The 9,472-nt window shown below is 46.2% G+C and carries 8 protein-coding genes; 5 read left to right on the forward strand and 3 right to left on the reverse strand.

The window, feature by feature from the left end; genetic code table 11:
* Window positions 1–139: IS630 family transposase (locus O3C43_23510; GenBank protein MDA1069452.1), on the forward strand; the 139-nt coding region annotated here is incomplete at its 5' end.
* 9 nt (window positions 140–148) lie between these two features.
* Here the strand turns inward: O3C43_23510 and O3C43_23515 are convergent.
* A complete protein-coding gene (locus O3C43_23515; protein ID MDA1069453.1) occupies window positions 149–2,575 on the reverse strand; it encodes an alpha-amylase family glycosyl hydrolase in 2,427 nt (808 codons plus the stop codon).
* A gap of 204 nt (window positions 2,576–2,779) precedes the next feature.
* On the opposite strand from O3C43_23515, the gene O3C43_23520 reads away from it, so the two are divergent.
* From O3C43_23520 to mnmA, 3 genes are read left to right on the forward strand one after another with little or no spacing between them, the layout of a single operon-like run.
* Entirely contained in the window at window positions 2,780–4,378 is a 1,599-nt protein-coding gene (locus O3C43_23520; protein MDA1069454.1) for a hypothetical protein, read from the forward strand.
* A 57-nt stretch (window positions 4,379–4,435) separates the two neighbouring features.
* Window positions 4,436–5,725, forward strand: a complete 1,290-nt coding sequence (locus O3C43_23525; protein MDA1069455.1) for a hypothetical protein — start codon at window positions 4,436–4,438, stop codon at window positions 5,723–5,725.
* 46 nt (window positions 5,726–5,771) lie between these two features.
* Window positions 5,772–6,851, forward strand: coding sequence for a tRNA 2-thiouridine(34) synthase MnmA (gene mnmA, locus O3C43_23530; GenBank protein MDA1069456.1), 1,080 nt, complete (start codon window positions 5,772–5,774; stop codon window positions 6,849–6,851).
* 21 nt (window positions 6,852–6,872) lie between these two features.
* Here mnmA and O3C43_23535 read toward each other — a convergent pair whose 3' ends face one another.
* Both O3C43_23535 and O3C43_23540 read right to left on the reverse strand, forming a co-directional pair.
* The gene (locus tag O3C43_23535; protein ID MDA1069457.1) at window positions 6,873–8,642 is read right to left on the reverse strand and encodes a GspE/PulE family protein; all 1,770 of its coding nucleotides are present in this window, start codon (window positions 8,640–8,642) and stop codon (window positions 6,873–6,875) included.
* 10 nt (window positions 8,643–8,652) lie between these two features.
* Window positions 8,653–9,009 (reverse strand): hypothetical protein, encoded by a 357-nt coding sequence (locus O3C43_23540; GenBank protein ID MDA1069458.1) that lies wholly within the window; start codon window positions 9,007–9,009, stop codon window positions 8,653–8,655.
* Between the two features lie 42 nt (window positions 9,010–9,051).
* Here O3C43_23540 and O3C43_23545 point away from each other — a divergent pair.
* The coding region (locus tag O3C43_23545) for a helix-turn-helix domain-containing protein (GenBank protein MDA1069459.1) at window positions 9,052–9,472 on the forward strand (421 nt) is incomplete at its 3' end.

Here is a 9,472-nt window from a genome sequence, read left to right on the forward strand (position 1 = left end):
ACTCATCGACACAATCAACAACTACATTGAGCAACACAACGCAGCCCCCAAACCCTTCGTCTGGACCGCCAGCGCGAAGGACATTCTGGAAAAAGTAAAGCGTGCTCGAGCAAAGCTTGATATGTTACAGACTGCTTGACGCACTACACTAGGAAATCCAAAGAGCACAGGAAACAGGGGGCATTTTTAGCTTCGGTTCCAAAGAAGTCAGGGCTGTTGAGAGACCTTCAGCAGTAAAACGCTCAGAATCCGCTACCTGAATCCAGTCTCGGGCCAAATTCAAACCTTGAACATCGATCAAGCAGACGTAGCTCACCGGGTTTACCGCGAAGAAAAGCTGCCGAGATCCCACAGTTTCAGTAGCATTATAAAGGATTCCCAAACCACCACCGGACTTGGCCGGAAAAAACTCAAAGAAATCGGAATCGGGGAAGCTATCCAGTCGAAGGCAGGCACCTAGCTCAGATTTTCGAAACTCGATCCATTGGCGAAAGTAGCTGTGAGTGCCCGAATAATCAACCTGGCGTTGGTAATCCAACGCATTGATGTCCCCTCGTTGGTAGGTATTTTTCACGCCCCATTTTGACCTCAGGAAATCCTGGCCCTGGGCGAGCATCGGAGTGCCCAGGCTCATCATAAGAATACTCACCATCAAATGGGTTCTTCGGCGATCCAAAGGAGTCGGAAAATAACCATTGTGCAGGGGATTCTGAGTGATGTCATCCAACCAAGTGCGGTCGTCGTGAGATTCAGTATAATTTACCGATTGAAATGGTCGACCTACATGATCGGGGGAACCACGCAGGAAATACTGTAAAGAGCGATGATCGCCTTTGCTCGAAACATAGTGTTTCACAAAATCGCGATATGCATCGTTCCAGGAATAGAAACTCGTATGCTTTAAATCAGAACCCAGGTGTCCCCGAAAACTCCACGGCTCCGCAATCAAGAGCACATCAGGGTGTTTTTCTTTAACGGTTGCTTCAATCTTGTGCAACGAATCAAGCCCAATGAGCTCGGCCAGATCAAAGCGAAATCCATCAACTCCGTAAAACTCAATAAAGTGGAGCAGACTATCAGTAATTAACCGAATTGCCATTGGAGTACTGCAACGCAAGTCGTTCCCGCAGCCACTCCAATTAGAAAGCGAACCATCCGCCGACAATTCAAAGTAGTACAGTTTATCAATAAAGAGAAGATGAGCTGGTTCGCCGACATGGTTATATACGACGTCCAGGATAACTGCGAGACCAGCTTCATGAAACGCATTCACCAATGCTTTAAACTCCTCAACTTGTGAAGCCTTGGAAGGATTTTCAGCATAGGTGCTTTCCGGAGAAAAGAAATTCGCGGTCATATAACCCCAATGATACTCATGCTTCGAGTGAGCATCATTTTCTTGAATAGGCTGTAGCTCAACCGCATTTACGCCCCACTCTTTCAAATAACAACGGTCAGATTTCAAATACTCGATGAGCCCGGCGTAACCTAACCTATCTTTGTCTTTAAGCCGGATGGGGGCCTTTGCTATCAGATCGCGAAGATGAACTTCCCCAATGATTAAGTCTTTTTCCTTGGGTGCATCGAACCCTTGTGGTTTTTCGTAAATGGAAGTGTCTACTACAATGGCAGGACCCAGTCGATTGACCACTGCAAGCGCATAGGGATCGAGAATGTTAACTTCAGAGTCAAACTGGGAAAACCCCGATTGCGCAGGACCATCGATTCGATACCAATAAAATTGTCCACTCAGGTTTTCATCAATAACCACTTCCCAAACGCCGTTGCCGATTTGAATGAGCGAATGGGATGAGCCATTTTCAAAAACTTCTGGAGAATTCGATATCCATATTTTGACCTCAGAGGCCCTGGGAGCAAAAATCCTAAACAAGGTGGTGTTGCCATGCGGAATGGCCCCAAGGCTGAGCTGCGACTCCAGATTAAGGAAAAAAGCACCGGGCGTAATAGCAGCCGCACTTTCATGGTGCTGAGTTTGCAAAACTAATGAATAGTCCTTGGAAAGATTAATCGGACCATGGGTTTCGATCATCATCATATGACGTCCGGAACGATGGCGATCGATGAAGTAATTGGAATTCCCATTTCCGTCATTATAGGTGTTGGTGGCTTGTGCCGGCAAAGCAAACCAGTGCCCTTCGTGGGATACAAATTTAAAACCGGTACCTCCATCGAAATCAAACTCATCGAGAGGCACCGATAATTTCAGGCCCTGTCTGCCTTCATAACTCACAGGCTTCAATTGCCACCTGGAATTCCCTATTGCCTGGTCCCATCCGTTGAAGTCGCCGACAAGGAAGACAGGATCTCCGTGTTCGAGTTGGTTTTGCGCCAGCAACTGTTGGCTACAGAAAAAATGAACACCATCGCCATCGAAATAATACCCGCTCAATTCGGCAAATTCCTCAAAGTCGCAATGCCGGACGGAAACCAATTCTTTTTTGCCTGGATCCAGAAAAAACGCCGGCATTTTAGACCCAACCCAGTCCGCAGACAGCTCCGCCTGAATCGATTGAGGCGATTGCAGCACTGCGTTAAGTAAGGTAATATTAGCCATGATTCTAAACGGGTATCAAAACGCCTCCTTTCTGCAGGGCAAGAAACGAAACTAACAATTCATATAAATTTCATAGTTGCCCAGTCTGCGAATAATAAAGGATGTTTCCCATTTATGTTTGGTGCAACAATTCAGCGAAAGACCCCATTAAAAGCTTTTCTAAAAAACCGATCAATTGGGGTAACATTGCTGTGTATCCTGTTTATGCTTACGGGCTGCAAAGGACCTCATGAGCAAGGGGCAATTTTCAAAAAAAACAAGCCGCTTTCGTATAAAGAAGATCAGTTTGGAAATCGAATTCCTGATTATTCAACTGCAGGCTATCTAAATGGAGCCGCGTTACCCTCAGTACAGGTAGCACTTTCGCTCACTCCCCTTTCAAGCAAAGAAGATGATACACAGCGGATTCAGGATGCCATCGACCAGGTCAGCCAATTTCCGATTAACCAGGAAGGCTTTCGTGGGGCAATTTTGTTGAGAAGTGGAAACTATTATGTAGCTGATCAACTTCGCATAGAAAAGTCCGGCGTAACGCTGCGGGGCGAAGGGCAAGCTGAAACCGGTACTACTATTTACGCAACGGGTAACCAAAGACGCTCGCTCATAGTCATTTCCGGAAGAGATGAAGCCCAGGAGGCCTACAACCGAGAAAGAACGGGGGTGTTTTTTTATCAAAACAAGGAAGGCTCGAGCTGGGAGGTTATAGACGAATATTTACCTTCAGGAACTAAAATCCTTCAGGTGTCTCCGGTGCGCGGGCTTAATACGGGAGATACCGTCATTCTTGAACAACACATGAATCAAGAATGGATCAACATTCTGGGCATGGACGCATTTCCACCGCACCCAAACAGAAGAAAGAGTCACCCCTGGGATCCGACCGATTTTGTATTTCAGTTCGAAAGAACCATCGAAAATATCGATGGAGGACGGATTCATTTGAATGCCCCTTTGGTTAACCCTGTATTCGCCCGCTTTGGCTCCACCATTCTGTTCAAATCTGATTTACCAAAAAGAATTGAGAAGGTGGGGGTTGAGCAACTCAGACTCGTTTCAGCATTTGAAACCTCTGATCTTAACTCCGATGAAGCACATGGCTGGACCGGTGTTGAGCTCAATCGGGTGAAAAACTCCTGGGTCCGCTCAGTCACCGGCGTTCATTTTGGCAATGCGACCGTTTCGACCGAAAAAGAAAGCCTTCAAATAACCATTCAAGACTGTGCCTACCTGAAACCGGTCGCCAAATACGGCTATGGACGAAGACATGGATTTATAAACGCAGGCCAACAGATTCTGGTTCAGCGGTGTTATACGGAGGACTGTTCTTTTCCTTATTTTATTCCGGAAAGGACCGCAGGACCCAACGTGTTTCTCGACTGTTATTCGAAGGGCGAAAAGGCGGTGATCGGACCCTGGCGCTACTGGGCAATGGGCACACTTTGGGATAATACCTATGGAGAAAAGCTCATGATTCGAAATCGGGGCTACGAGGGGGATGGCTGGGGATGGAGCGGCATTAACCACCTGTTCTGGAACAGCACGGCTTTCGATTGGATTTCTGTGCAAAGCCCGATTAACGGCTGGAATTGGGCAATCGGCTGCAACGGCGATCGTGTAGACGGGCCCTTTCAAGGTCTGACAGGACATGTAAGCTTGCATGGGCAATTAATCAAACCTCGCAGCCTTTATATGAAACAGTTGGAAGACAGGGTCGGAGAATCCGGAAGTTCGGGAGTTTTCACAGACAATCAATACAGCGGATCCGTTCTCTTTCACATTAGAGATACTCTATCGGAACAATAGCCACCTAAGAAGTGTGAAGCTTGAAAGATACGTCAGCTTCATGCAGAACGTTGCAAAATGCCTTTCTCGAAAAGAAACCGCGCCCTGTTATGGTTCGCCTTAATTATCAGCCCCATTTTTCTGATTTATCAAGGTTGGGACCTGTTTATTGAAGATGGGGAACCCATTCTCCAAGGAAATGACGACAGCGGATATTTCCTTTGGTTAAACTCGTGGGTGGTAGATGGGGACATTGATCTGAAGAACAACCTGGTAGACTTGAACACGCTGACACCAGACATTCGTCATGAATGGATCAACAATACACACCCGACAACCGGTCATGTGTTAAATAAGTACCCGGTGGGCTGGGCACTTATGAATTGGCCCGCCTATAAACTAACTCACCTGCTATATGGATTTATAAAAGAACACCCGAGAGGGACTGAGCCCATTTACTTTACGGTTATCTGGCTCTATCAATTAGCCTTGGGGTTGTTGAGTCTGGTGCTGTGTCATCGGATCTTGAGGCGATTTTTACCTGACGAAACAGCACTTTGGGCTCTTTTGGCAACCTGGTTGGCCAGTCCCCTGCTCTACTATCAGGTTGCACGTCTTGGTATGGTGCACAATCAGGTCTTTTTTCTTTCCATGGTCATCATTAGGTTGAGCCTAAAACTCAGAGATACAAGTACCGCAATCAACTGGATGCTACTGGGGTTTGCTTCGGGAATGTTGCTAATAAGCAGACCAACAGCAGTAGCCTACCTGTTGATTCCATTTTGGTACTGTTTACACCAAATCCGAAGCAATCCAAAAGCCGAATACAAACGATTGGGAATAGGAATAATCGCTGGAGCCATTCCGCTACTTGTGCAGTTGGGCATCTGGAAAGAAATATATGGAAGTTGGTTTGTATTTTCCTACACAAACGAATCTTTCTTCTTTCTTAAGCCGGCCCTATGGAGTTCATTATTCTCCAACAGGCATGGATTATTCAATTGGCATCCCCTTCTCCTGATTGGCGCAGTCGGCTGGATCATAGCCTCGTTCAGGAAAAACGCATTCCCAAAAGTTTGGATAGTCAGTTTTGCCCTGGTTGTTTACATTAACAGTGCTTGGTGGTGCTGGTGGTTTGGTTCTTCCTTTGGCAATAGATCCTATGAGGTATCCATACTTTTCTTTATGGCAGGACTTGGATTTATTTATGAACAGTTCAAATCTTCAAAAATCAAACTCCGCATATTGTCCGCTGCTACTTTGACGGCGATTCTATGGAACGTTTTGATACTATCAGAATATATGACCAACCATATTGACCGTGAGTTGGCAGTAAGTTACCTTGAGAGGCTAACGGGGTGGTTTTAAGTAAGGTCTTGAATATTCAACGATTAACGCCTTATTCCCCTGCCCTATGAAACGTGTTCTCGTAGCTATGTCCGGTGGAGTGGACAGCAGTGTGGCGGCTCTCTTACTAAAACAGGAGGGGCAGTACGACATTGAAGGTTGCTACATGAAGATTTGGCTGGAGGAAACCGATGTGTTCGGGGAATGCCCATGGCAAAAAGATATCGACGACGCCAGAGCCGTGGCCGACCAATTGGGAATACCGTTTCGTGTTGTTAACCTGATCGATGAATATCGGGAACGCGTTGTGGACTATATGATCTCGGGATATCAGTCCGGGATTACGCCCAATCCTGACGTCATGTGTAATCGCGAGATCAAGTTTGGCGCCTTTCTCGACTATGCACGCAAGGACGGATTCGATGCTGTCGCTACCGGCCACTACGTTCAATCCAGGGTAAATGCCCAAGGCATTACGGAGCTCTGGGAAGGATTCGATAAAAACAAAGATCAAAGTTATTTCCTCTCCCTCTTAAATCAGGACCAAGCCGCACATGGATTATTTCCGGTTGGAAATATCGCCAAACCAAAACTACGTGAAATCGCACAAAAAGCAGGTCTCATAAATGCGGATAAAAAAGACAGCCAAGGAATCTGCTTCATTGGGAAAATAAAAATCGGCGACTTCTTGCGGGAATATATTCCTGATAAACCGGGATCTATCGTGAACCTGGAAGGTAATTTCCTTGGACAACACCAGGGACTTCATCGTTTTACATTGGGACAACGGAAAGGCCTGGGAATTCCTTCCAATGCAGATCATAAGTTCTACGTTGTTGTCGCCAAAAATTACCAGAAAAATGAGCTCATTGTAGCTTTCGAGGATCCGGCCACGCCAAAATTATTCAGCCAGGAAGTCGTTGTGCGCGATCTGATTTGGAATGTCGAAACAATCGCAGACGAAATTGATATCCTGGTAAAACCGCGTTATCGGGATCCTTCACAGGAAATCCGCATTGAACAGGAGGGCGATAAACTTCGGGTATTTTTTAATTCACCGCAACGCGCTCTTACCCCGGGACAAATCGCCGCATTCTACAGCGGAGAACAACTACTCGGAGGTGGCGTTTACGAATCCATTCTTTAGTCGAATTACATCAAGAAAAGATTAAGCTTTTGCGCCTGCATTTTCCAGTAACATCTGGTCTGCTTCAAACTCGTCACTTAACTCCATGTCCGGCGGAACGGTTGAGATGGATTCTTCCATCGTCGTGACACCTTCCTGGACTTTAAGCATGCTATCCTGATGAAGGGTTTTCATGTTATTTTTCATTGCAATCTGCTTGATGGTCGCAGTTTCCACTCGCGCATTAATAGCCGCTACCAACTCTTTACTAGTCGGCATTAATTCGTGAATACCGACTCGGCCTTTATACCCACTGCTATTGCAATTAGGACAACCATTGGGGTTGGCTTTTCTTATTTGTCCAGACCATCCAATAGCACGTTGCAGTATTTCAGCTTCACGAGTCGTTGGTTCTTGAACCTTACCACAAGTCTTACATATCCGTCGCATCAACCGTTGCGCACAGATACATACCAAAGAGGCGGAAATCATAAATGGCTCCACACCCATCTCGGAAAGTCGTGCAACCGTACTGGGTGCATCATTGGTGTGGAGCGTGCTAAATAACATGTGTCCCGTAAGAGCAGCTTCCACTGCAATTCCGGCTGTTTCGATATCTCGAATTTCCCCTACCAGAATGATATCAGGATCTTGACGTAAAAATGACCGAAGCGCTGCAGCAAATGTAAGTCCGATCTTCCGGTTCATCTGCATCTGGCATAGCCCATCCAGGGTATACTCAATAGGATCCTCGGCAGTCCGAATAACGGTGTCGGGAGTATTGATCTCATTCAACGCAGAGTAAAGCGTCATCGACTTACCTGAACCAGTAGGTCCACAATGCAATACCATGCCATAGGGCTGACGAATCAACTCGCGATACATGCTCAGATTTTGTGCAGAAAATCCCAGAGCCGGTAGTGGCAATGTCGATTTTTGCTTATCCAAAATACGCATAACCATCCCTTCACCGTGATTGAGCGGTGCAGATGAAACACGTAAATCGATATCAAGCGGCTTACGGGTGAATTGCTTAAAAATGATACGACCATCCTGCGGTTTTCGTTTTTCAGCAATGTCGAGATCGGCCATTACCTTCAGGCGGGCAATGAGTGATCCGGTTACCTTTTGTGGAAGTGTTAGTTTGACCTGGCAAACGCCATCAACGCGGACGCGGACCCGGCAGTCATTTTCAGAAGGTTCAATATGGATATCACTTCCTCCGGAAAAATAGGCATCTTCGATGATCCGATTAGCTAACTGAATAATGGGAGCTGAATCTTCATCAGCAAGTTCATCATCGTCGATATCTTCATCGACATTATATTCCATTCCAAGAGCATCCACCACATCACCAAACTCAATGGAAGGCTTTTTCAAATCATCCTGAAGGTTGCTTAGAATATCGGACTCAAGACCAAGGAACCGCATTACCTTGCGGTTCGTCTTGTGTTGGATGTCGTTGATAATAGAGAGCTCAAACGGATTCGAAATCGCTATAAGAACATAGCCACCAACCGTACCAATTGGTAACAGCTTTTTTTCGAGGCAGAAGTCTTTATCAAGTTTCTCGAACGTAAATTCAGTAACTCGAAACTCCTTGGCCCTAAAAGGAGGAAGTCCAAAAGTATGTGACTTCGCTATTAACAATTGGAAATCACTGACATGATAGTCGTTTAATAAAAGCGTATCCAGCTCTTCTCCCGTGTAGTCGTTTTGAGAAGCTTTTAGATCCTCGAATTGATCATCTGAAAGCCACTCCATTTCGTGGAGTTTTGCTACGATCTTTAATTGTACTCTTCCGATAGCCATTTGAAAAATATTAAGCGTTGGTTGTTTGTGCTTTTAGCTCCTGTTCGGCATTTTCAAGTAATGTGGAAAGACTGCCTAACTCCACGATAAACCATTGAATACGACCGTTGAGTTTCTCTTCCCAGAATTTCACGACCGGTTGGCTTAAATAATAACAGCTAGCCAGAAAAAAGTATCCGTTCTCATGGTCAAAAGGAACGGTCCAAGTTGCCCAACAATCCTCAATTGAAAACGCCTCTTCCATATTGTGCAGGTAGGAGTAAAAACTTAGATCAGTAAGACCCAGCTCAAACTCATCCACCTGATAAGATATTAAGTCAGGTTCACTAAGAGAATCTAGTGTAGTGCGTCTTAAATAATATAACATATTGATTGACTTCCCCATCGTCACTGATTTAGGCTTTGGTCCATGAGAATCGCTCCTGTTGTTAAGCTTACTTCCGACCAAACGGTCTTGCTAAACAAGGTTGCCAAGGGCACCTCGGTCTCCGTCCGATTTTGCCAGAGGGCGAAAATTATCCTCCTGGCTGCAGAGGGTATGCAAGACATTGAGATCGCCCAACAACTCGGCGTCACCCGCCAACTCTCGGCACGATGGCGCGATCGATTTATTCGACTTGGTATTGACGGTCTCAAGAAAGATGCCCCCCGCCCTGGGCGCAGGAAGAAATTGTCGGCGCAAAAGATCACCGCCATCGTCAGGAAAACCCTGGAGCAAAAGCCCGCCAATGCCACTCACTGGAGCACGCGCACCATGGCTCAATCCGTTGGAATTAGCGAAACTTCGGTTCGGCGCATCTGGAAAGCCCACGGTCTGAAGCCTCACCTTA

Source organism: Verrucomicrobiota bacterium (genome assembly GCA_027622555.1).
Classification (GTDB): domain Bacteria; phylum Verrucomicrobiota; class Verrucomicrobiia; order Opitutales; family UBA2995; genus UBA2995.

Bases quoted from the DNA above. Each gene is read 5' to 3' on its own strand.
- O3C43_23515 (MDA1069453.1), bottom strand. From the start codon at position 2,575: ATGGCTAATATTACCTTACTTAACGCAGTGCTGCAATCGCCTCAATCG.
- O3C43_23520 (MDA1069454.1), top strand. From the start codon at position 2,780: ATGCTTACGGGCTGCAAAGGACCTCATGAGCAAGGGGCAATTTTCAAA.
- O3C43_23525 (MDA1069455.1), top strand. From the start codon at position 4,436: ATGCCTTTCTCGAAAAGAAACCGCGCCCTGTTATGGTTCGCCTTAATT.
- mnmA (MDA1069456.1), top strand. From the start codon at position 5,772: ATGAAACGTGTTCTCGTAGCTATGTCCGGTGGAGTGGACAGCAGTGTG.
- O3C43_23535 (MDA1069457.1), bottom strand. From the start codon at position 8,642: ATGGCTATCGGAAGAGTACAATTAAAGATCGTAGCAAAACTCCACGAA.
- O3C43_23540 (MDA1069458.1), bottom strand. From the start codon at position 9,009: ATGTTATATTATTTAAGACGCACTACACTAGATTCTCTTAGTGAACCT.